Raw genomic sequence first — 22428 nt, forward strand, 5'->3', positions numbered from 1 at the left:
ATTCAGACCAGCAGATCGTCGTCAATCGGCTGATGATGCTCTTCTTTCAGTCGAACCGGATCCCAGACAAAATGACTGAGAATAAAAGAGGCCAGACGCGTGACGAAAAGAATTCCGCCACCATAGAAAAGCAATGCAGTGACCGGATAGCCTTCATAGGCTTCCATAAACTCATTCCGCAATGCTCCGCCCACCATAATGAGCAACATTCCCGGTGTGATAAAACGAATCGCGATGTCCCAGACAACAGGCAGTTTCACGGTGCTCACCGCATTTACATGACTGCGCATGACCCCCGATTTCAGAATCCAGCCGACCAGAACACACTCCAGAATGCCGCCGATGATCAGGGCATAGTTATTAATAAAATGGTCGACGATATCCAGAATAAACAGACCGCCCTGCGTGGTGAAAACAATACTGCCCGTCAGCCCCAGACCACAAATGATCGAAGTGGATTTTTTCCGACTGATCTTAAACTTATCGCAAATGGAACAGGAGAACGCCTCCGTCAGCGAAATCGCCGAAGAAAGCCCCGCCACAATCAGGACCAGGAAGAACAACGCACCGAAAATGCGGTTTCCGGCCGGCAGCTGATTGATTGCTTCGGGATAAACCACAAAAGCCAGACCGGGACCCGCTTTAATGGCATCGCCGAAGGCGATGCCCTGAGTCTGCGCCATGTAGCCGATTGTTCCGAAAACAGCAAATCCGGTAATGAATGAATAAAGACAGTTGAGCACACAGGTCGTCAGAGCATTCCCGACAATGTCGGTTTTTTTCGGCAGATAGCTGGCATAGGTGATCATGATCCCGAAACCGAGTGAGAGCGTGAAAAAGATCTGACCGAAAGCCGCCACCCAGACCTTGCGGCCGGCATCAGTAAACAGGCTTATTTTTGAAAAGTCACAGGACAGATAGTTTTCCCGAATGGCGGTCCACGCCCCGGGAAGCTGAATGGACCAGGCCACGAGCACAAGCGTCAAAATGAAAAGAAGCGGCATGAAAATCATGCTCGCTTTCTCAATCCCATGGCTCACTTCGCGATAACAGATAAACCAGACAATCGCCCACGTCAGAACGGTTCCCGCCAGAATCGGCCAGCGAATGGAGCCGAGCTCGAAAGGCCCGCCGCTGATCTTCAGAAATTCACCGAAGAAAAATGCACTCGTGTCGTCGCCCCACGAAAGGTTGAACGAGAGCAGAAAATAATTCATACACCAGCCGATTACAGCGGCATAAAAGAGGTTGATCCCGAAAAACGCCACCGTCGGCATCCACCAGCCCAACGGTTCCCACAGCCGGTTCACCCGGGCGAAGGCCAGTGGTGGAGAAGCTTTTTCCCGATGCCCCAGCGCATATTCGAGAATCATCAGGGGAATACCGGCCAGCAACAGAGCCACAGCATAGGGAATCAAAAAGGCCCCTCCGCCGTTTTCATAGGCCATATAGCCGAAACGCCAGATATTTCCCAATCCGACCGCCGACCCGATTGCGGCCAGCAGAAAACCGACTTTACTGCCCCACAGGCTTCTTTTTTCACCCATCGCTTCGCTCCGTCTGAATCGGGATTACTGAAATACCGGGGAGTTTTAAAACAGAAAGAAGTGCACCATATATCCGCGACTCCGGAACTCCGCCGTTCTGCATTTAATTTCTATGACGGAATGTGATGCGCCCTTTTTCCAGATCGTACGGCGAAATTTCTACAGTTACCCGGTCACCCACAGCAATACGAATAAAATGTTTACGCATTTTCCCGGAGATATGCGCCAGAACCTCATGTCCATTCTCCAGCTCAACACGGTACATCGTTGCCGGAAGTACCTTTTTCACAACACCTTCTGCTTCGATTACGTCTTCTTTAGCCATTCAAGCTCCTTTCAAAAATTACAAAAGGAGCATGCTACACGCAAAAATAACGTTTGCAACCCTAACAGTTCGCGCTTTTCCCAATTCACAGCTCACTCCGCCGTTCGATCAGCAGTTCCACCACCGATGGATCCGCCAAAGTGGAGATATCTCCGAGATCATCCGTTTCCTGGCGGGCAATTCTACGCAGAATACGCCGCATGATTTTCCCTGAACGGGTCTTCGGCAGTCCCGTCGTGATCAGAATATGGTCCGGGGCCGCAATCGGACCGATATGCGTCCGGACCTCATTCCGGAGTTCTCCTACCAGTTCAGCATCGGCTTCGAAACCCTCTTTAAGAATGACATACGCAAAAATACCCTGCCCTTTGATCTCATGCGGAAACCCGACCACCGCCGCCTCGGCACAGCCGGGATGACTGACCAGCGCGCTTTCGACCTCGGCGGTACCCATGCGATGCCCGGAAACATTGATCACATCATCCACTCGCCCTGTAATCCAATAATAACCGTCCTCATCACGCCGGCACCCGTCGCCGGTCAGATAATAGCCCGGAAACGGATCAAGATACGTCTGCACAAACCGCACATGATCGCCCTGGATCGTCCGCGCCATTGCCGGCCACGGACTTTTTATGGCCAGCAGACCGGAGACCCCATTGCCTTTAATTTCATTCCCCTGATCATCCAGCAGCACCGGTTCGATACCGAAAAAAGGAAACGCGGCCGATCCCGGTTTGGTCGGCGTGGCGCCCGGCAGCGGGGTGATCATAATACCGCCGGTTTCGGTCTGCCACCAGGTGTCGACAATATTGCAGCGCCCTTCACCGACCACGTCGTAATACCACTGCCAGCTTTCAGGATTAATCGGTTCGCCCACCGAACCCAGTACGCGAAGGGTTGAACGGTCATACATTTTTACAAACGCATCCCCGTTACGCGCAATGGCACGGATAGCGGTCGGTGCCGTATAAAACTGTGTAATTTTCAGGCGGTCGACCATATCCCAATATCGGCCCGAATCCGGATAGGTCGGAACCGATTCAAACATCACGGTCGTCGCTCCGTTCGCCAAAGGCCCATACACCACATAACTGTGGCCCGTAATCCATCCGATGTCGGCAACACACGCAAAAATATCGTCTTCTCGATAATCAAATACATAGCGGTGAGTCAGCATCGTGTAGAGCAGGTAACCCGCGCTGGTATGGGAAATACCCTTGGGTTTCCCGGTCGACCCCGAAGTATAGAGTAGAAAAAGCGTATCCTCGGAATCCATATGTTCAACCGGACAATACGGCCGCTCATTTTTCATAGCCTCGTTCAAATCGATATCACGCGGTTCATAAAAAGGAACCTTCGCATCCGTGTGACGCACCATAAAAACATGCTCCACCGTCGGGCAGGCCATAACCGCTTCGTCCACAGGGCGTTTAAGCGGAATCGTCTTCTTTCCGCGACGGCCCTCATCGGCCGTAATCACCGCTTTGCATTTGGCATCAATAATCCGGTCCCGCAACGCTTCGGCACTGAAACCGGCAAACACCACACTGTGCACAGCACCGATACGCGCACAGGCCAGCATGGCAAAAGCCGCCTCCGGAATCATCGGCATATAAATCGCCACACGGTCGCCTTTTCGAATTCCGTTATGCCGAAGAACATTCGCCAGTCTGCAGACCTCCCGATGCAGTTCTCGGTAGGTAAACGTACGGACATCACCCGGTTCATCACCTTCCCAGAGAATGGCCACCTTATCCCCTCGCCCGGCCAGATGGCGGTCGACACAGTTGTGACAGACATTCAGTTTACCGCCCAAAAACCACGCCACCATACCGTTTGTAAAATCGCAGTCCGACACCTGATTAAAACCGTGAAACCAATCGATATGCTCTTTCGCCTGTTCACCCCAGAACGCTTCCGGATTTTCCAGCGACCGGGCATACAGCTCCTGATATTCCTCCAGACTCTGGAAATGAGCTCCTTCGCTCACCCGGGCCGGCGGCGCATACATTGAATACCCCTCTTTATGACCACTCATACAACTTCTCCGATTATTAACCATGAGAATATATTATGAACACGATCATATTTTAAGCAAAACCTTTTCCTAAACATTGAAAAAGGCGGCTTCCAATCGCTGGAAAAGCCGCCTCAAACCGAATCGTTCCCTAAAGGGGGATCTATAGCGATTCGCCGCGCAGAGGGATGCCGCGTTTATACAGATTGCTGTGCCGCGTAATACCGGCCAGCAGCTCTTTCTGCTTGTTGGCTTTGGCCACTTTGGCGGCCCGCTTCGACCATTCAACCGCTTCGCCGAAGTGCGAAAGTTCCGCATAGGCGGCACTGATCAGAATCAGCGTCGATGCGTCGTTCTGTCCGGTCAGATCAAGCAGTTTCTGGGCGTACTCCAGTGCCTCCACCCCATTGCGTTCATCGGGATTTTCATCGGTGGCAAGAATCGTAATGAGTTCGCGCAGAGCTGCGGTATCGCGCGGGTTGACGTGCAGTTTTTTGCGTGCCTTTTCACTCTTCGATGCATTCTCACTCTCGTCGGCATGCATATCCATATCGTCCAACGAGGAAACAGACAGATCGAGCTGAATATTCTCTTCCTTAAATTTTCTCTCCAGAAACGACTTATCCACCGCATTGCTATAAGCTTCTTCCGGCGTAATGATGCCTCGCTTGACCAAATTCAGCAGGTCATCGGCAAACGTGCACATACCGATATTTTTACCCGTCTGCATCAGTGAGGGAATCTGATGCGTTTTACCTTCGCGAATATTGGCTGAAACCGCCGGAGTGACCACCAGAATTTCGCAGGACGCAATACGACCGCCACCGATGCGCCGGCAGAGAGTCTGTGCAATGACACCTTTAAGCGAATCGGCCAGCATACTCCGGATCTGATTCTGACGGTCCGCCGGAAATTTATCGATAATCCGGTCTACCGTGGTCGCTGCGGTATTGGTATGCAACGTGCCGAAAACCAGATGTCCCGTTTCTGCGGTTTCAATGGCAATTTCCATGGTTTCGAGGTCGCGAAGCTCCCCCACCAGAACAATATCGGGGTCTTCACGCAGGGCTGCACGCAACGCATTGGAAAAACTTTTGGTGTGCACATGCACTTCCCGCTGATTGACCAGACAGCCCAGCGAACGGTGCTTAAACTCCACCGGATCTTCTACCGTGATGAGATGCTGGCGCCGTGTGCGGTTGATCAAATCAACCATGGCCGCCAGCGTTGTCGATTTACCCGAACCGGTCGGCCCCGTAACAATCACCAGCCCTTTTTTCAGAAAACAGAAAGATCGCACCCCCTCGGGAATATTCAGCTCCTCAAAGGTGGGAACCCGGGAGGGAATCTGGCGCATCACGCACCCGATTCCCTCGTGATCGATAAAAACATTCACACGGAAACGCGCCGCGCCCGGCAGTTCATAAGCAAAGTCCGTATCCCAATGCTCTTCGAGTTCATCAATATTACGCTGTGGAGCAAATTCATAAATGAGCTCCCTCAATTCCTCATCGGTAAATTTTTCAGTTCCCCGCTGAAAATGCATTTCGCCGTCTATGCGGTAGCAGGGCTGATGGTTGGAGGAAAGATGGATATCACTGGCGCCCTTTTCGAGCATTTCTTCAAGATATTGGTCTATTTGTCTCATACGTTTTCCTTAACAAAAATGCACAATATCTTTAGCAACATCAGTGCCATACCTCCCGGCAATTGACATTCAGGTAAAAGCGCTACGTCTTTTCACTGATATATCTCTGAATCGTCCGGCCCAGCTCCCTCCAATCCACCGGCTTAGCTACATAACCGGAGTGACCCAGCGAACTCAGATCCTCGCCATCAACTTTTTCCATGTACCCGCTGCACAGAATGGCCGGAATATCCTTCCGGATCTTGAGAATCTGCTGAATCAGCTCATGGCCGTTGATTTCAGGCATGCTGTAATCCGTCACAACCATGTCAAAAGTTTCCGGACTACGCCTGAATGCTTCCAGCGCCTGCCGGCCGTTGGGCGCGGAAACCACTTCATAACCGAATGATTCAAGCATTTCGCGGCCCATGGAAAGAATGGCCTCATCGTCATCCACAAAAAGAATACGTCCCGCCCCGGAAGGTTCCGACAGATCAACCGATTCTTTCTCCGCAGGAACAGCTTCGCCCAGCAGCGGAATATATATCGTAAAAGTAGTACCTAAACCCTCTTCACTTTCCACGCAGATCTTGCCGCGATGCTTACGGACAATGCCATGAACAATCGACAGTCCGAATCCGGTACCCTCTCCCTTTTTCTTGGTTGTGAAATAGGGCTCGAAAATACGTTCAACCACCTCAGGCGGCATACCGCATCCGCTGTCAGAGACTGTTATACAGGCATATTTACCCGGCTCAAGGTCCACCAGTTTTTCGTCTTTATGCCCTTTTGCAATTTCAACTTCCTGCAGCGAAACACTCAATATTCCCTGATCGGTTTTTCCCAGCGCATGCGCTGCATTGGTACACAGATTGATTAAAACCTGCTGAATCTGTGTTGCATCCCCCAGAATGGCTCCGCAGGCCGGATCAATATTCTGCTTAACCGTGATATTCTTTTTCATGGTGGTCTGCACCATGTTGAGCGAATCTTCAACAACAGGCTGCAGATCCACCGTCCGGAACTCCTGCTCCTCCTGCCGGCTGAACGTCAGAATCTGACGCACCAGCTTGGTGGCCCGATCGCCGGCTTTTACGATCTCTTTCAGATAACCGTATGCCTTACTCTCCTCATCCACAGTATTCATGCAGAGTGCCACATAACCGAGAATGGCTGTGAGAATATTGTTAAAATCGTGAGAAATCCCGCCGGCCAGCGCCCCGATGGCATTCATCTTCTGCTGCTGACGCATGTACTTCTCGATCTCACGCTCTTCCGTAATATCACGGCCGATTGCCACATAGTTAATCATCTCATTCCCCTCGCCGCGGATGGGATAGATGACCGATTCCTCTATATAAATACTGCCGTCTTTTTTTCTATTGATAAATTCGCCCGACCAGGGCTCGCCACGGCTGATTGTGCTCCACAGTTCCTCATAAAACTGCGCTCTCAGCTTTCCACTCTTGAGAAAATTTGTTTTCCGACCCAGAACCTCATTGTGGGTATACCCCGAGGTATTCTCAAAAGCGGCATTCACATACTGAATATTTCCACTGACATCGGTAATGATGATCGATTCGCTCGACTGCTCCACCGCCACAGCCAGACGACGCATCTCCTGCTCCATCTGCATACGCCTGGTCAGATCGCGGCTGATGCTGATCATTCCCGTGGAGCCCGCGGCGGATTCAAGATACGGAATTTTCACGGTTTCGAGATAAACATCCTCTCCATCCGCATTACTGGTCCATCCTTCAGATTCCGCAGAAGTTCCCCGAGCCAGAACACGCAGATCTTCCATGTGTGAAGCTTTTGAAATGTTTTCCGGAAGAATCTCCGACGCCGTCCGTCCGTAAATCGCATCCACTTCAGCCCGACAAACCGCGCATATGCCGAATTGCAACTCAGATAAAGGCCCCGGCTGTCCTTCACATAAATCGGATCGGGGATCGAATCGATCAGGCAATACATCAGCGCCTGCTGCTCCACAAGACGGCGCCCCACCTGAATCCGGGCAAGCAGCTCGCCGCTGTCGAACGGCTTTATAATAAAATCATCCGCCCCGGCCGCAAAACCCTCCAGCACATCCTCCTTATCGGATTTCGCCGTGAGCAGAATCGTATAAACCGGAATCGGGGATTCAATCTGACGCATCTTCCGGCACAGTTCGATACCGCTGAGCCCCGGCATCATCCAGTCGAGTAAAGCCAGCTTCGGAGGATCCTCCTGCTGCAGAATTTTCCAGGCCGCATCACCGTTCTCGGCCGCAACCACTTTATACCCTGCTTTGGTCAGGGTCTTCTTCAACAGGGTCCGCGAGAACGCATTATCCTCAGCAATCAGAATTTTCATCAGGTCATCTCCAAGGAGCCGCAAACCATGCTGTACATTCCCTAAAAAGCTCCATTCAAAAAAAGAAGTGTTACAGATCGTTCATAGGGGTTCAACCGTTTTCCAGACTGTGGAAATCTAAAAAAAACGCCTCGGGAATTCCCGGGGCGCAGTACGGATTTCCTACTGTTGAAAACGGATAAACCTTAGTGATCCGTCACATCCACCACTTCCTTCACTTCCGGCACCCGCTCCTTCAACAGCGTTTCAATACCGTTTTTCATAGTCATGCGGGCCCCCGGACAGCCTTTGCATCCGCCCTCGAGCTCAATATACACAATACCGTTATTCACATTGGTCACGTTGCCACCGCCACCATGGGAGGCCAATGCCGGCGTAACTTCCTCGTCCATTACCGCATTCACTGCATCCAGAATTTCCTGATCCGTCATGGTTTTTTCCTTTTCTATAGATGAAATTGACTTAGCTCGGCTTTATCCCTACTACTTTCCCCCGACTTACACAAGCATAGGGGAGCCATTAATGATCGACTATATCCTGAATATTCTCAAAGGCGCACTTATGGGTGCGGCCAACGTAATCCCCGGCGTTTCCGGCGGTACCATGGCCCTCCTCACCGGAATCTTTGAAAAACTGATCAACACCATCAAATCATTCGATCTAACGGCCGCAAAACTGGCCTGCAATTTCAAATTCAAAGAGCTCTGCGAACACGTCGACATCAGATTCCTCTCCGCCATCGGCATTGGAATTATCGGCAGCATTCTCACCGTGGCCCGTATTCTCGAATATCTCTTTGAACATCAGGCACTATACGTCTGGGCCTTCTTTTTCGGCCTGATTCTGGCCTCTGTCTACTTTGTCGGGAAAAAGATTCAGCAGAAATCCATGGCCGTTTACCTGCTTTTTGCACTCGGCACCGCCATCGCCGTCGGCATTGCATTCCTGGAACCGGCCGAGCAGAACGACGCCATTCCCTACCTGCTTATCTGTGGGGCCGTCTCCATGTGCAGTATGATTCTGCCCGGCCTCTCCGGCTCTTTTGTTCTGCTGCTCATGGGCAACTACGAACTCGTCATGATCGATGCCGTTAACACACTCAATCTTCGCGTCATTATCCCGACCGGCATCGGCATGGTGCTTGGTCTGGCCGCTTTCGCCCGCGTGCTTTCCTGGGTCTTCAAAAAATTCCACGATCAGACCATCGCCCTGCTCACCGGTTTCATCTTCGGCTCGCTGACCATTCTCTGGCCCTGGAAAGAAGCCATCACCAAAACCTTTCAGGATGGCGAAAACATCAAAGAAAAGGTGGTGGGCTATCATCACAGCCTGCCGGAAATGAGCACCGAAACCGGAATCGCCGTCGCCATTATGCTGGCCGGAATACTCATCATCGCGGCCGTTGAAACCACCGCCGGAAAAATCAAGGCCGACTGATCACTCAGCCGGCCCGTTTTCTTCCGGAAAAGGAACGCCTACGCCTGAACCATTTTATCCGCACGATACGACGAACGTACCAGAGGCCCCGAAGCCACGGCATCAAACCCGATCTCGTAGGCCGCATCCTCAAAATCGACGAATTCCTTCGGAGTCACAAACCGCTTTGTATGCGCATGGTCGCGCGTCGGAGCCATATACTGCCCGATAGTCAGCAGACGAACGCCATGGTCATAAATATCCTGCAGGCACTCCATCACCTCTTCGTTGGTTTCGCCCAGACCCAGCATAATACCGGTTTTCACCCGAATCGAACCATCGCCGTATTCTGAAGCCATTTTCAGAATATTCAGCGAACGCTCATACGTAGCCCCCGAACGAATTGAACGCTGCAGCCGTTTCACCGTTTCTACATTGTGGTTGAAAACAATCGGTCCGGCATCCAGCACCTTATAAAGCGATTCCTTCCGGCCCCAGAAATCCGGCGTCAGCACTTCCACGGTAATCCCGGGAACGCGTTCTTTCACCGCCGTAATGGTCTGCGCAAAAATCTCTGCGCCGCCATCAAGTACATCGTCCCGCGTAACCGATGTAATCACCACATGTTTCAGTTTCATTTTCTCCACGGCATCCGCAACCCGGCGGGGCTCATCCAGATCCAGACCTTCCGGTTTCCCAAAGGCAATGGAACAGAACCGGCAGTCGCGCGTGCAGATATTCCCCAGAATCATCACCGTTGCCGTACCATGATTCCAGCATTCGTGGCGATTCGGACACTTGGCGTCTTCACAGACGGTATGCAGTCCGTTTTTTTTCAGGGCATTGTGGGTTTCAGCATAGGCTTTATCGGTCTGAATCGGGCGCCGCATCCATTCCGGAATCCGTGCGGGCCGCACTGCTTCTGTTGTATCCATATATATCCTCTCCAATCGACCGGAAAATCGGTCGTGTCAGTGGCAAAACACGAGGAACATAGCAGAACCTGCGCCGCGGAAAACCCTATTCCTTAATTTATATAGGACTGATGAGGTTCAAAATGGACACTTTTATCATGTTTTCAGCAATTTCATCCATAAGTATAGCATTTCGCTCTATGGCCGAAACGCACTTGATCCTTTTTCCTATATAACATTAACCAAGATATAAGGAGTTTAGTTATGCCTGTTCATCCTGATCCGTTTAAGGCCGACCGTGAGTCGACCGGACTTCATCATGTCGATGTCGAAGGTGAAAACCTTCCGCTGATCCTCACCCATCAAGAGGTCCGCAATGCCGCCCGCGATTATAAATCGTTCAGCAGTGACAATCCCCTGATGTGCGTCATCCATTCTGAAGCAGATGTGCGCACGGTTCGCCAGCTTCCCCTGGAAATCGATCCACCCGACCACACCGATTATCGCAACATTGTAGAGCCTCTATTCAAACGGCCGATGGAGGACGAAGATTACATGGCCGACATGAAAGCCCTTGTGAGCGGAATGGTGACCGATGCCGTGCAGCAGAAAGAAATCGAAGCCGTACGCGGCTTCGCTTTGCCGCTGCAGTGCCGGGCCCTGACACGCCTGCTTAACGTTCCCGAAAGTGAAGCCGACGAATGGATCAGCTGGGGCGTGCACGTCTTTCATGACCGCGACGACGGAGTCGACAGTGGTCCGGTTCTCGAAAATTATACCGGAAAACAGTTCAAAAAAGTCGAAGAAAATCCGGGCAACGATTTTTTCAGCATCCTGAATCAGGCGGAATTCCGCGGAAGAAAACTGACCTTCGAAGAAAAACAGGGTTTTGCCAACGTCGCATTTGCCGGCGGAAGAGATACAGTGATTAATATGGTCTCCAGTATTCTCGCCTATTTCGGCGATCACCCGGAAGGAATCGACTTTCTGCGTGAAGATGAAACCCGCATTCCGAAAGCCGTTGAAGAATTTGTCCGTTATGTCAGTCCACTCACCGCAATTACCAGGGTGTGCCCCCGTGCTAAAGAGGTACTGGGACACACCGTTCCCGCCGGCGGACGGGTCGGACTGTGCTGGCCGTCTGCAAACCGCGATGCCTCAGTCTTTGAAAATCCGGATGAAATCATCCTCGACCGGCACCCGAACCGGCACGTCGGGTTCGGCCATGCTACTCACCGCTGTATGGGTGCCCCGCACGCCCGGCTGATTATGCGCAGTCTGCTTGAAGCGCTCTGCGAACAGGTCGAACGCATCGAACTGATCGAAGCCGTGCCGAAATACGACGAGGAAACTTCATTCAAACGTATGACCGGATACGAGTCTGTAAATATCCGTTTTATCAAACGATAAACCGCCCGCTCCGGCCAAAGAGCGGAAAGCTTTAAAAACCGCGATATCAGCTGCGAAGCGTATCGATCATTTTTTCAAGCTTTTCGCTCTTTTCCTGCAGCTCAACCTTACGTTTGCGCTGAATATCCACCACATCCTTTGGCGCACGGTCCACAAAATTAGGATTCTCAAGCTTCTTCTTAACACTGGTCAGGAAGCCGTTGACTTCCTCCAGCTCTTTGGTCAGCTTTTCGATTTCCGCATCAACATCAACCAGACCTTCGATCGACATATACACCGTGCCCAGCGCACTGATACCGCTCGGCATCGCGCCTTCCGGTGTATAATCAACATCCACGTTCAGAGCTTCAGCTTTCAATGCCGCAGAAATAGAGGCCGCATCTTCCTCGATCTGCCGGGCCACCTCGGCATTTGCTGCGCGCACACAGAATGTAGCTGTCTGTTTATTCGTCAGGTTATATTCTGCCCGCAGAATCCGCCCGATGCGGATCAGATCATGTTTTCCATCGACGTATTTCACAATCGAGGAACTGATGCCCGAAGCCACCGGACGCTCCGGCCACGGGGCAATCATAATAGAATCTGTTTCGTGGTTATATCCCATGCCCTCCCAGAGTTCTTCCGTCTGGAACGGCATAAACGGATGAAGCAGCCGAAGTGCCGTGGAGAATGAAAAATGCATCACCTGCAGCGTATGCTTCTTCTGCTCCGGCGTACCTTTGTAAAGAATCGGCTTCGCATATTCAAGATACCAGTCACAGTAGCTGTGCCAGAAGAAATCATATAACGCCAGCGTCGCATCGTTAAACCGATAACGGCCCAGATTATCGTTTACCTCTTCAATGGCTTCATTCAGCTTGGCCAGTAGATGCTGGTCATCCGGCGTCAGATTCGCTTCGTCAAACGCCAGATCCTTCACATCAAACCCTTCAGAATGCATTTCCATGAAACGGGCGGCATTCCAGATCTTCGTACCGAAGTTACGGCCGATCTCAAACTTTTCATCGTTAATATAAACATCCTGCCCGGTCGCGGTGATCATCAGCAGTGAAAAGCGCAGAGCATCCGAGCTGTATTTTTCGATGATATCCAGCGGATCGATGGAATTACCGAGCGATTTCGACATTTTCCGACCCTGATCATCACGTACGGTACCGTGGATGTAGACGGTATCGAACGGAATGTCCCCCATCACTTCCAGACCCGACATAATCATACGTGCCACCCAGAAAAAGATGATCTCGTTGCCGGTCACCAGTGTATTGGTCGGGTAATAGAATTTCAGATCTTTATCTTCGTTCGGCCAGCCGAATACACTGAACGGCCATAGCCAGGAAGAAAACCACGTATCGAGTACATCCTCATCCTGCCGCACGTTGGCTGACTGGCATTTCGGGCACACTGTTTCCGAGGTTTTAGAAGCCCACTCATGCCCGCAGTCATCGCAATAGAAAATCGGAATACGATGCCCCCACCAGATCTGGCGCGAAATGCACCAATCACGAATGTTTTCCATCCAGCCCATGTAAGTTTTATTCCAGCGCTCGGGAACAAACTTAATCCGGCCGTCATTCACCGCCTCAATCGCCGGACGCGCCAGCGACTTCATCTTCACAAACCACTGCGGGGAAAGGCGCGGCTCAACCACCGTATCACAGCGATAGCAATGCCCTACCGCATGCATATGCTTCTCAACCTTTTCAACCAGCCCGCCGGCTTTCAGATCCTCCATCAACTGTTTGCGGCATTCAAAACGGTCCATGCCTTCATACCTTCCGGCATTTTCATTCATGATACCGGTATCCGTCATTACATTGATCTGCGGCAGATCATGACGAATACCCATTTCAAAGTCGTTCGGATCATGCGCCGGCGTGATTTTCACAATACCGGTACCGAATTCCGGATCGACATAATCGTCGGCAATAATCGGTATTTCGCGGTTCACGATCGGCAGAATCACTGTTTTTCCCACCAGATCCCTATAGCGCTCATCGCGCGGATTCACCGCAACAGCGGTATCGCCGAGCATCGTTTCCGGACGCGTCGTCGCCACCACCAGTTTTTTCTTTTCGTCTTTGACCGCATATTTAATGTGATACAGCGCACCCTCAACCTCCACGTGCTCGGACTCCTCATCCGACAGTGCGGTTTCACAGCGAGGACACCAGTTGATGATCCGGTTGCCGCGGTAAATCAGCCCCTTATCATACAGCCGGCAGAAAATTTCCAGCACGGCATCGCTCAGACCTTCATCCATCGTAAAGCGCTCGCGGTCCCAGTCACAGGATGCCCCGAGTTTCTTCAGCTGATTGGAAATGGTGGAACCGTATTCCTCTTTCCACGCCCAAACCCGTTCCAGAAATTTTTCACGCCCAAGGTCATCCCGTGTTTTACCCTCTTTTTTCAGGGCGCGCTCCACTACATTCTGCGTGGCAATGCCGGCGTGGTCCGATCCCGGAACCCAGACCGTATTTTTGCCTTTCATACGCGCCACACGGGTCAGTACATCCTGAATATTATTGTTCAGTGCATGGCCCATATGGAGAATACCGGTCACGTTCGGCGGCGGAATCACAATACAGAACGGATCGCCACCATCTTCGCTTTCGGCGTGGAAGCGTTTGTCTTCCATCCATTTTTTATACCACTTCTCTTCAACAATCTTTGGGTCGTACTTCTGTGCTAGTTTACTCATATTTTTTCACCGAATATTCCGCGCAGAGACGCTGAGAGCGCGGAGGATTATTTTTCAAAATTATTAACTATCCGTTTAATTCCGTCTTTAAGCAGTCGAAAATTGACATTGATCAAAAGTCCTAACTGCAAATCCATTAATTTTAAATAGGTTCCTGTCTGCTGTGAAAACACCGGTTTTAAATCCTCAACAGACTTCACTTCAACAACTACTCATTTATCAACCAGCAAATCTATTCTATACGCATTGTCTTCAACAATTTCTCTACGGAACATATGACCGGGAGATAAATGTTCCCCTCAACATCATACTGCACAGCCTTTGCGCACTCTGCACCTGTGCGAGGAGTTCCTTCAGTCAGCACGTTCCTCATTCAGGAAGAGCTTGTATTCCACGCCGTCAACCAGAGCCTCCCACGAAGCTTCGATAATATTTTCCGAAACACCGACCGTGCCCCATGTATTTTCACCGTCCGATGATTCAATCACCACGCGGGTTTTCGCCGCCGTCGCCTCTTCCGGGTCAAGGATGCTCACTCGGTAATCCGACAGCTGCACATCCCGGATACTCGGATAAAATTCCTGCAGGGCATTTCGCAGAGCCATATTCAGCGCATCCACCGGACCATCACCCTCGCCCACCGTAAACGCCTGCTTTCCGTTTACGTTCAGCCGTAGCGTCGCTTCGGAAATGCACGGCTCATTTTTACCCCGCTTTTCAACCATCACACGGAAGCCCTCAAACTCGAAGAAACTCTTGTGTTCCTTCAGGACCTTTTTGATCAGCATCTTGAACGAAGCATCGGCCGATTCATACACATAGCCGCCCCGCTCCTGCTTTTCCATAGTCTTCAGAATATCGCGCACCTCCGGCGACTTCCGGTCGATGTTATTCAGCCCCATCTCAATCAGCTTTTCCATCACATTGCTCGCACCGGAAAGTTCCGAAATCAAAATCCGCCGCTCATTACCCACCGACTCCGGCGGCACATGCTCAAAGCTGTGCGAAACCTTACGGACACCATCCACATGCATCCCTGCTTTATGAGCAAAAGCACTTTCCCCCACAAAAGCCGCCCGCTGATTATCCCGCAGATTCGCCTGCTCGTTCACAAACTGCGAAACCGACTTCAGATTTTTCAGCTGCGCCGGATCCGCCAGACAGGTTTTATCGGTTTTCAGATTCAGGTTAGCCACCACTGAAACCAGATTGCAGTTACCGCACCGTTCACCGAACCCGTTAATCACACCCTGAACATGCACAGCACCGGCACGCACCGATTCCATCGCATTCGCCACAGCGGTTTCAGAATCGTTATGCGTATGAATCCCCACGGCCACGCCGAATCTTTCGCGCACCAACGTAGTCACCTCAAAAACCTCATTCGGCATGCAACCGCCGTTGGTATCACACAATACCAGACAGTCCGCTCCGCCCTTTACCGCCGCTTCCAGAGATTGAAGTGCATAATCCGGGCTGTCCTTATAACCATCAAAAAAGTGCTCCGCATCGTAGATCACCTCTTTGCCGTTAGTCTTCAGAAAACGACAGGTATCCTCGATCATCGCCAGATTTTCCTCCGGCGTCGTTTTCAGAACCTCGGTCACATGCAGCAGCCAGCTCTTACCGAAAATCGTACAGACTTCCGTATCGGCCTCCAATAGCGCCGCCGTCCCTTTATCCTCTTCCACTTTCACATTGGCCCGGCGCGTACTCCCGAAGGCCGCAATTCTGGCATGCTGAAGCTTTTCCTTTTTAATGGCTTTGAAAAAAGCCATATCCTTCGGATTCGACGCCGCAAATCCACCCTCGATATAATCCACCCCAAACGAATCGAGCATTTTCGCCACGTGAATTTTAGCCACAGCCGAGAAGGTAACCCCCTCCGCCTGTGCACCGTCACGCAATGTTGTATCGTAGATGAAAACTTTATTTTCTGCACTCATGGAGACTCTCTCTGTCAATCAAAACGCGGAAACATACCGCAGCCCCCTTAATCGAACCAAGCCTGAAGGGGGAATTTCTCGAAACATAAAACCTGCTGTTTTGCACTGAAACCGTTCTTTTCCATCGCTATATTTCCTCTCATGGACCCTATTCCCGCCAACCGAAGCCTGGCCTATCTGCTCGGCCGCCGATCCGGCCCCCTTTTTCTAAAAGCAGGCTGGGTGATGAAATCGCTGGCCGGCACAGAAGAGGAAAAGATATCGGCCGAATTCCAAATGGGCCTGCTGCTGGCCCGGGCCTACGAAGCGGACGTTCCAGCACTTGCAAACAACCGGCTCGATGAAATCGCCGCGCGGCTGACCGCCAGATTACGCAACAAAAACCGGAAACATATCTTTAAACTTGATCAGTCCGACGACCTCAACGCCTGCGCTATTCCCGGAGGATTTATCTATATGTCGGAAAAACTGTTCGACCTTTGCGGCGAAGACGCCGACGCCATCGCTTTTGTACTTGCCCACGAAATTGCCCACGGTATTCATGGTGATGCCAACCGGCGCTACCTGACCAAAACCATAATCAACGGATTACTGCGTCTGCAGACCCGAGGCCTCTCTCCGTCCACAAAACAACTGCTTGCCCGGATGATTCAGCAGGGTTATTCCCGCGAACAGGAATTCCGCGCCGACCGCTTCGCCGTCGCCCTCACCAAAGCCGCCGGCTTTAATCCCCGTGGCGGCGCCCGCCTTTTTTCCACTCTCCGGAAAAGAGCTCCTGACCCCAATCCGTTCGGAGCCTACTTTTCCTCGCATCCCCCGATGGGCGAACGTATTTCCCGCATTCAACAACGAATTAAAGAATTGAATTAATCCAGCGGGGAACCACAGAATTTGCAGTGTTTTGCATCCGAATCATGCGGCCCTTTTTTACAGGACGGGCAGATTTTCCCGCGCTTTTTCATGGCGGATGAAAATCCGATCTCCGCAGTAATAATCCCGGTCGGCACAGCAATAATACTGTAGGCGATGATCATCAGAAACGCGGCCAGAGTTTGACCTAAAGGGGTCTCCGGGGCCATGTCTCCATAGCCCACCGTCGTTACGGTGATGATGGCCCAGTAGACCGACTGCGGAATACTGTTGAAACCGTGTTCCTCCCCTCTATCGCATACATCAACGAGCCGACAATAACAACCAGCGTCAGTACCGTAACCAGAAAAATGCCGATTTTCCGACGGCTGGCCATCAGCGAATTCATCAGCAGATCCGCTTCGCCGACATACTGCGCCATTTTCAATACGCGGAAAATGCGCAGCATGCGCAACACCTTAATCACATCCAGAAATTCCGCATTATCAATAAACAGCCCCAGATAAAAAGGCAGCACCGCCAGCAGATCCACCACTCCGAAAAAACTGTGCGCATATTTCACCGGATTCCTGGCACAATATAGCCGCAGAATATATTCAATGGTAAACAGTACCGTGAACGCGGTATTAAGCGATGAAATCAGCAGGCCGTGCGCATCCCGGATAGCATGTACACTGTTAAGCATCGTCAGCCCGACACTGATCAGAATGGCCGCAAACAGCCCGACATCAAAGGCCTTCCCCGCCGGTGTATCCGCCCCGAAAATAATGATAAACAGCTTCTGCTTCAGCGTCTGATCACTCATGATACAGGCATCCGTCCGGCGTTATCTCCAGATGATAAACCGGGAAACCGAGCTCCTCCAGATCAGCATAACCGATCCCAATGGCGCAGTCGCCCATCCCCGACCCGGAAATCTTCGCGCCGAAAATATCCGGCGACTGCTGCAAGGCATCGACAATAATCTGGAGCTCCGGCGTATTCACCCCCATTTCATCCATCAATTCCTGATTCCGGTTGAGAATTTTTCCAAAACCCGGGACATCGTGATTCCGCAGCCTGGAAACCGCCTCTTCCGCCCCGCATGCATTTCGGCATAAATACGCATATATTTACCGGGATCATCCGCCTTGAGCTGCTCCACCCGCAGAATAACATCCGGCGTAGGCGTTTTGTACCCGCAGTAAACTGCAGTCAGCGGAATGGAAACGTTCAGAGGAATAAAATCCGGATCAATGGTATAGCCGACGATTCCGCCGAACACACTGGCGGCGAGGTCGGAACCGGAGCCGCGTCCCTGCACCGTCTGCACGGTTTTGAGTGCTTCATCAAACAGCCGCTCCGGTGCAGGCGTATTGCCGGACAGCCAGAACATCAGCGCCGCATGCGTTGCCACGGTCACTGCAGCCGACGACCCGAACCCGATATCCGCCGAAAATTCGGAATGAATTTTCAGAAATAATCCCGAGGGCACCGCATCCAGGTGCCGCCGGACGGCCTGCAGTACAAAACGGAACCGTGGATCATCCTTCAGATCACTGAGTGATGCCCGATACGTTCCGAGACCGGAATCAATCTCCAGCACGTTTTCCGGTATGGGGAAAAGCTCCACCTGAATCCGGCGGTCGATCGCCCCGATCAGTGCACGGTTTCCATGAAGTACCGCATGTTCACCCAGCAGCATCAGACTGCCGGGCGCCGAGGTTTTGATGACGGCAGCTTCGGCCATGCGGATCAGACAATTCGGGTTCCCAGCGGATCCCCCGAACGGGCGATACGCTATAGCCATACTTTTCGCAGATTGCGCGCGGCATTTCATCGGCAATTACCAACACCACACCCCCGCGCTCTCCGGACACGGATCCCGCTCCGCATATTTTCGCAGAACCGCCCCATGCTTCAATTTCGGAAATAAAACGCTGCACCTTTTCCGGCACCACACCGATGGCGGAAAGTAACCGGTTGTTCTCCCGAACCAGCCAATGCAGTTTCTGCGTATTGTTGGTCCGGATGGCCTGCTCAAACTCGTTGGTCACAGCCTCGAATTCACTCCAGATTTCGCTACTCTTGAACTGCTTTTCCACATTCATCACACACTCACCGGTGGATGACACCGGAATACCGGTCTGCACCATGTACATCTGCATTCGCGGAAGCGAAATCGAAACAGCTTTTCCGTTCTGAAACCGGGCACAGCCGCCGTGCAGCGAAATATAGGAATCCACACCGCTTGGCCGGCCGTGCTGGAGTTTTTCGGCTTCAAGGGAATATTCGTAGTACCAGTCGGGCTTGAAATCAACACGGAAGTAGTGCCCGATCGCCCGGATTTCGCTCAGCACGGTAGCCGCCGAGGATCCCATACCGCAGCCCACCGGAATGCTGGAACGCAGCTTCATCACCAGCCCGGAATCAAGCGTGCGGTGCAAACCGTCCATCGTATGAATAAATGCAAACCGGAACAGATCGGCCGGAGCTCCAAGCACATAGCTGATCCCGATTTCCCCTTTCAGGAATTCACGGTACTTTTTTTCTGCACGGCGCTTCAGATCGCGCAACGCCATCAGCGTATGGGATTCGGAAATTCCGGTTCCGGGAAGATCAAAGGCCACGCCCTGCTCCTCTTTCGGCGTCAGCTCAAATACCGCACTACGGTCAATCGCCATGGCAATGGCCGGTTTTCCGTAAACCACCGCATGTTCACCGCTGAGGATCAGCTTGCCCGGAGCAACTGCTTTCATTCGTCTATTAATGATTCATACTCCCTTTTATGCTGACTGATCCCCGAGAACCGGAACGGTCCTGTTTTGTATTGCGGAAAACTGTAATTTCCGCCGTCCGTCGGCACACCGTAATGAAAAATGTCTTCGTACTGTTGATACGTAAGTTCTGTGCGTTCTGCGAGCATTTTTGCATGCTGATCCGCATAGAGCACATTACGGTAACCGGGCTGGATTACACCGCTGTAAAATTCACCGACACACCCCGAACCATAACTGTACAGCCCGATGCGTTTTCCGCCCAGATCCTCCTCCGAGGTTTCAAGCAGAGAAGTAAGTCCGACATACATTGAGCCGGAATAACAGTTTCCGGTAATCCGACTGTACCGCAGCGATTCCTCCAGCAGATGCATCATCTCCTCGCGTGAGGTCTTCACTTTGAATTTCCGGCAGAGCTTCTGATGGGCCTTTTCAGCCATTTTTGTAAATGGAATATGATAGCAGAACCGGTCAAAATCCGTCAGCTCACGGCCGGATTGTTCCGCATACTGCTTCCAGGATTCAATGAGTGCATGAATGTAGACCATCGTAGAGTACTTCCCGTCCACCAGCGCTTCTGAGCGGTAATTCGGACGCCAGAAATCCATGACATCCTCCGTATAATATCCCGCTTCAGGGTCAATCGCCAGAATCCGGGGATCGGCGGAAATCAACATCGCAACCGATCCGCAGCCCTGCGTCGCCTCACCGGGACTTCCCAGTTCATAACGGGCCACATCGGACGTAATCACCAGTGCTTTTTTGGAGGGATTCCGCGCCACAAAGCCGAGGGCCAGCTGAATGCCGGCGGTTCCGGAATAACACGCCTGCTTTAACTCAACGGTGCGGCAGCGCGAACCCAGTTCCAGCAGTCCGTGAACATAAACCCCCGCGGCCTTCGACTGGTCAATCCCGGTTTCTGTGGCAAAGAGGAGCAGCTCGACATCATCCAGCTCTCCCTCCTTCAGGAGCGGATATGCGGCACTCGCGCCCAGCGTAACCACATCCTCGTCCGGCGCAGGAATACCCATTTTTTCCTGCCCGATACCCACATAATATTTATCGGCATCCACTTTACGCGCTTCAGCCAGCGTTTTCAGATCTACAAAATAATGAGAGGTGTAGAAGCTGATCCGATCAATTCCAATCTTCATTCAGAATGAGTTCCTCTTTGCCTTTCAAATCTTCAACACACCCGCTTCCCAGCAGAAACATCGCCGTCACAAATTCCCGTTTAAGCCGTCGTATCACCTGCCGCACCGCATCCGCCGATTCCCTCGCCGGATCCAGAAACGGCCGGGCCAGACCGCACATCGATGCCCCCAGAATAATACTTTTAGCCATATCTATGCCACTCCGGATACCTCCGGAAGCGATCACATTCACCTCATGCCGGAAAGGGGCCATCATTTTCAAAGCAACCGGCGTCGGAATGCCCCAGTCCCCGAACAGTTCCCCCAGAGAAGGATTCTGACTACGGCGGCTCTCCACCATACTCCATGATGTACCGCCGCTGCCCGCAACATCAATATGTTTAACTCCGGCCGCCAGCAGATGCTCCACATCCTGCGCGGAAATTCCGGCACCGACCTCTTTGATAATGACCGGCTTTCTGAGCTGCTGCACAACCGTTGCAATTTTACTCCGCAGATCAGAAAAATCGGTATCCCCCTCCGGCTGCACCGCTTCCTGCAAAGGGTTTAGATGCAGATAAAGCGCATCGGCCTCCAGCACCTTTACCGCAGCCTCACAGTCCGCAAAGCCTACATTGTAATTCAGTTGAACCGCCCCCAGGTTTCCAATCAGAGGAATACTCGGCGCATGCTCACGCAATTCAAAACTGGCCCGTGCCGCACGGTCGGAAAGAAATACACGCTGCGATCCCACCGCCAGCGCCACACCCTCAGCTTCGGCGGCAACAGCAAGATTGCGGTTGATGTTCACCAACTCTTCATCTTTGCCGCCGGTCATCGAGGAAATCAGCAGCGGAAACGAAAGTTTTCTGCCGAGAAACATTACCGAAGAATCAATCTCCGATAGATTCAGCTCGGGCAGAGCCCGATGCGTCAGATGAATTCGGTCAAAATAGGATTTATTACGATCAATCGCCGCGTCATCCGACACGATATTGATATGATCCAGTTTTCGCTGATTGATTTTTGCCATAAGGAAAATACCTTATAACGTTAGACCGGATCTTGAAAACCCCAAAAATCAACCGCCGGACTTCTTCACCGTATAGCCCATCGCCTGCAGTTCCGCCACCAGCAGGTCGCGGTGATCGCCCTGAATTTCGATGGTCTGCCCTTTAACGGTTCCGCCTGTTCCGCATTTCTGCTTCAGTTTTCTGGCCAGGTCCTTCAAACCCTGCGGATGGGTCGGAACGCCGGTAATCACCGTCATGCCCTTGCCCTTTCGGCCCTTGGTTTCCCGCCCGACGCGGACAATACCATCACCCTTCGGCACATCCGCCCTTTTCTTTTCGGGCTTAATGCGGCCCATTTCGGTTGAAAAAACAATATCCAGATCGTCAAAACTGTTCAT

General features: G+C 51.9%; 19 protein-coding genes and 2 pseudogenes. 3 read left to right on the forward strand and 18 right to left on the reverse strand.

The genetic code is table 11. From position 1 onward, the window contains the following. Positions 1-2: 2 nt before the first annotated feature. The 7 genes from EGM51_07045 to EGM51_07075 form a co-directional block, all read right to left on the reverse strand. The gene (locus tag EGM51_07045) at positions 3-1547 is read right to left on the reverse strand and encodes a sodium-dependent transporter (protein ID QBG47165.1); all 1545 of its coding nucleotides are present in this window, start codon (positions 1545-1547) and stop codon (positions 3-5) included. Between the two features lie 103 nt (positions 1548-1650). Next, complete coding sequence (locus EGM51_07050) at positions 1651-1872, reverse strand: translation initiation factor IF-1 (protein ID QBG47166.1); 222 nt, start codon at positions 1870-1872, stop codon at positions 1651-1653. An 85-nt stretch (positions 1873-1957) separates the two neighbouring features. Then, on the reverse strand, positions 1958-3886 hold the full coding sequence (acs, locus tag EGM51_07055; protein QBG49264.1) for an acetate--CoA ligase: 1929 nt from the start codon (positions 3884-3886) through the stop codon (positions 1958-1960). Positions 3887-4055: 169 nt separating this feature from the next. Next, on the reverse strand, positions 4056-5540 hold the full coding sequence (locus EGM51_07060) for a type IV pilus twitching motility protein PilT (protein QBG47167.1): 1485 nt from the start codon (positions 5538-5540) through the stop codon (positions 4056-4058). Positions 5541-5622: 82 nt separating this feature from the next. Further along, on the reverse strand, positions 5623-7488 hold the full coding sequence (locus tag EGM51_07065) for a PAS domain S-box protein (protein ID QBG47168.1): 1866 nt from the start codon (positions 7486-7488) through the stop codon (positions 5623-5625). After that, positions 7227-7874 (reverse strand): response regulator, encoded by a 648-nt coding sequence (locus EGM51_07070; protein ID QBG47169.1) that lies wholly within the window; start codon positions 7872-7874, stop codon positions 7227-7229. The genes EGM51_07065 and EGM51_07070 overlap by 262 nt, the downstream gene beginning before the upstream one ends. Positions 7875-8059: 185 nt before the next feature. Then, positions 8060-8305, reverse strand: coding sequence for a NifU family protein (locus tag EGM51_07075; protein ID QBG47170.1), 246 nt, complete (start codon positions 8303-8305; stop codon positions 8060-8062). A gap of 91 nt (positions 8306-8396) precedes the next feature. Between EGM51_07075 and EGM51_07080 the strand changes: the two genes are divergently transcribed. Beyond that, complete coding sequence (locus tag EGM51_07080; protein ID QBG47171.1) at positions 8397-9311, forward strand: DUF368 domain-containing protein; 915 nt, start codon at positions 8397-8399, stop codon at positions 9309-9311. Between the two features lie 38 nt (positions 9312-9349). Here the strand turns inward: EGM51_07080 and lipA are convergent, their stop codons facing one another. After that, entirely contained in the window at positions 9350-10225 is an 876-nt protein-coding gene (lipA, locus tag EGM51_07085; GenBank protein QBG47172.1) for a lipoyl synthase, read from the reverse strand. A 243-nt stretch (positions 10226-10468) separates the two neighbouring features. On the opposite strand from lipA, the gene EGM51_07090 reads away from it, so the two are divergent. Beyond that, on the forward strand, positions 10469-11614 hold the full coding sequence (locus EGM51_07090) for a cytochrome P450 (protein QBG47173.1): 1146 nt from the start codon (positions 10469-10471) through the stop codon (positions 11612-11614). 46 nt (positions 11615-11660) lie between these two features. On the opposite strand, the gene EGM51_07095 is transcribed toward EGM51_07090, so the two are convergent. The 3 genes and pseudogenes from EGM51_07095 to EGM51_07105 form a co-directional block, all read right to left on the reverse strand. Beyond that, positions 11661-14312, reverse strand: coding sequence for a valine--tRNA ligase (locus tag EGM51_07095; protein ID QBG47174.1), 2652 nt, complete (start codon positions 14310-14312; stop codon positions 11661-11663). Between the two features lie 47 nt (positions 14313-14359). Next, positions 14360-14587 (reverse strand): annotated as a pseudogene (locus EGM51_07100) (GxxExxY protein). Positions 14588-14665: 78 nt separating this feature from the next. Further along, positions 14666-16258: a citramalate synthase gene (locus tag EGM51_07105; protein QBG47175.1), complete on the reverse strand. Its 1593-nt coding sequence runs from the start codon at positions 16256-16258 to the stop codon at positions 14666-14668. Between the two features lie 141 nt (positions 16259-16399). Between EGM51_07105 and EGM51_07110 the strand changes: the two genes are divergently transcribed. Continuing rightward, complete coding sequence (locus tag EGM51_07110; GenBank protein ID QBG47176.1) at positions 16400-17128, forward strand: hypothetical protein; 729 nt, start codon at positions 16400-16402, stop codon at positions 17126-17128. Here the strand turns inward: EGM51_07110 and EGM51_07115 are convergent. From EGM51_07115 to yciH, 7 genes and pseudogenes are all read right to left on the reverse strand, one after another. Further along, positions 17125-17933: pseudogene (locus tag EGM51_07115) on the reverse strand (ion transporter). The gene EGM51_07110 and the pseudogene EGM51_07115 overlap by 4 nt on opposite strands. Further along, positions 17926-18240, reverse strand: a complete 315-nt coding sequence (locus EGM51_07120; protein ID QBG47177.1) for a hypothetical protein — start codon at positions 18238-18240, stop codon at positions 17926-17928. The pseudogene EGM51_07115 and the gene EGM51_07120 overlap by 8 nt, the downstream one beginning before the upstream one ends. Then, positions 18129-18947: a GHMP kinase gene (locus tag EGM51_07125; protein QBG47178.1), complete on the reverse strand. Its 819-nt coding sequence runs from the start codon at positions 18945-18947 to the stop codon at positions 18129-18131. Before EGM51_07125 ends, EGM51_07120 begins: the two co-directional genes overlap by 112 nt. Further along, a complete protein-coding gene (locus EGM51_07130; protein QBG47179.1) occupies positions 18799-19866 on the reverse strand; it encodes a mevalonate kinase in 1068 nt (355 codons plus the stop codon). Before EGM51_07130 ends, EGM51_07125 begins: the two co-directional genes overlap by 149 nt. Further along, positions 19863-21038, reverse strand: coding sequence for a hydroxymethylglutaryl-CoA synthase (locus EGM51_07135; GenBank protein ID QBG47180.1), 1176 nt, complete (start codon positions 21036-21038; stop codon positions 19863-19865). The genes EGM51_07130 and EGM51_07135 overlap by 4 nt, the downstream gene beginning before the upstream one ends. Next, complete coding sequence (locus EGM51_07140; GenBank protein ID QBG47181.1) at positions 21022-22050, reverse strand: type 2 isopentenyl-diphosphate Delta-isomerase; 1029 nt, start codon at positions 22048-22050, stop codon at positions 21022-21024. Before EGM51_07140 ends, EGM51_07135 begins: the two co-directional genes overlap by 17 nt. 48 nt (positions 22051-22098) lie before the next feature. Further along, entirely contained in the window at positions 22099-22428 is a 330-nt protein-coding gene (yciH, locus tag EGM51_07145; protein QBG47182.1) for a stress response translation initiation inhibitor YciH, read from the reverse strand.

It is taken from the genome of Verrucomicrobia bacterium S94, from assembly GCA_004299845.1.
GTDB lineage: Bacteria > Verrucomicrobiota > Kiritimatiellia > Kiritimatiellales > Pontiellaceae > Pontiella.

What these genes read in the sequence shown, in the direction of transcription:
- EGM51_07095 (QBG47174.1), bottom strand. Translation starts at nt 14,312, where the DNA reads ATGAGTAAACTAGCACAGAAGTACGACCCAAAGATTGTTGAAGAGAAG.
- EGM51_07050 (QBG47166.1), bottom strand. Translation starts at nt 1,872, where the DNA reads ATGGCTAAAGAAGACGTAATCGAAGCAGAAGGTGTTGTGAAAAAGGTA.
- acs (QBG49264.1), bottom strand. Translation starts at nt 3,886, where the DNA reads ATGTATGCGCCGCCGGCCCGGGTGAGCGAAGGAGCTCATTTCCAGAGT.
- EGM51_07125 (QBG47178.1), bottom strand. Translation starts at nt 18,947, where the DNA reads ATGAAATGCCGCGCGCAATCTGCGAAAAGTATGGCTATAGCGTATCGC.
- lipA (QBG47172.1), bottom strand. Translation starts at nt 10,225, where the DNA reads ATGGATACAACAGAAGCAGTGCGGCCCGCACGGATTCCGGAATGGATG.
- EGM51_07105 (QBG47175.1), bottom strand. Translation starts at nt 16,258, where the DNA reads ATGAGTGCAGAAAATAAAGTTTTCATCTACGATACAACATTGCGTGAC.
- EGM51_07135 (QBG47180.1), bottom strand. Translation starts at nt 21,038, where the DNA reads ATGAAGATTGGAATTGATCGGATCAGCTTCTACACCTCTCATTATTTT.
- EGM51_07045 (QBG47165.1), bottom strand. Translation starts at nt 1,547, where the DNA reads ATGGGTGAAAAAAGAAGCCTGTGGGGCAGTAAAGTCGGTTTTCTGCTG.
- EGM51_07070 (QBG47169.1), bottom strand. Translation starts at nt 7,874, where the DNA reads ATGAAAATTCTGATTGCTGAGGATAATGCGTTCTCGCGGACCCTGTTG.
- EGM51_07130 (QBG47179.1), bottom strand. Translation starts at nt 19,866, where the DNA reads ATGAAAGCAGTTGCTCCGGGCAAGCTGATCCTCAGCGGTGAACATGCG.
- EGM51_07080 (QBG47171.1), top strand. Translation starts at nt 8,397, where the DNA reads ATGATCGACTATATCCTGAATATTCTCAAAGGCGCACTTATGGGTGCG.
- EGM51_07075 (QBG47170.1), bottom strand. Translation starts at nt 8,305, where the DNA reads ATGACGGATCAGGAAATTCTGGATGCAGTGAATGCGGTAATGGACGAG.
- EGM51_07090 (QBG47173.1), top strand. Translation starts at nt 10,469, where the DNA reads ATGCCTGTTCATCCTGATCCGTTTAAGGCCGACCGTGAGTCGACCGGA.
- EGM51_07060 (QBG47167.1), bottom strand. Translation starts at nt 5,540, where the DNA reads ATGAGACAAATAGACCAATATCTTGAAGAAATGCTCGAAAAGGGCGCC.
- EGM51_07140 (QBG47181.1), bottom strand. Translation starts at nt 22,050, where the DNA reads ATGGCAAAAATCAATCAGCGAAAACTGGATCATATCAATATCGTGTCG.
- EGM51_07110 (QBG47176.1), top strand. Translation starts at nt 16,400, where the DNA reads ATGGACCCTATTCCCGCCAACCGAAGCCTGGCCTATCTGCTCGGCCGC.
- yciH (QBG47182.1), bottom strand. Translation starts at nt 22,428, where the DNA reads ATGAACAGTTTTGACGATCTGGATATTGTTTTTTCAACCGAAATGGGC.